Consider the following 357-nt stretch of genomic DNA (forward strand, 5'->3'; position numbering starts at 1 on the left):
ACACGCTCGGTAACTCGATCTTCGACGGCAAGCGATCCGAGAAGGCCCGGGCCATGCGCCGGACCCACCCCATCCGGGGCTATTTCGGCTTGAACGGGTCCGGCAAGTCCTGGGCAATGGTCCATGACGCGATTCCCGATCTGGAGGCCGGTCGGCCCTGCCTGTCCACGGTCCGCATCCTCGACTACACCAACCCGCGCCGCTGTGAGCTGACCCAGGAGACGTGCGACGACTGGGAAGCGCACACCTCCGTGGATATGGAGGGCCGTCCGGTCGGCCACGGCCACCCGCACCCGCTCTGGATTCCGCTCACCGAGTGGAGCCAGGTTCTTGAGTTCAAGGGTGGGCCGGTGCTCT

1 protein-coding gene is annotated in these 357 nt (G+C 66.4%); it reads left to right on the forward strand.

Annotated elements, in window-relative coordinates; genetic code table 11:
- A partial coding sequence (locus tag EIO00_RS23900) for a hypothetical protein (protein ID WP_206664253.1) occupies positions 1-357 on the forward strand: 357 nt, incomplete at both ends.

This window comes from Thermomonospora catenispora, from assembly GCF_006363815.1.
Classification (GTDB): domain Bacteria; phylum Actinomycetota; class Actinomycetes; order Streptosporangiales; family Streptosporangiaceae; genus Thermomonospora; species Thermomonospora catenispora.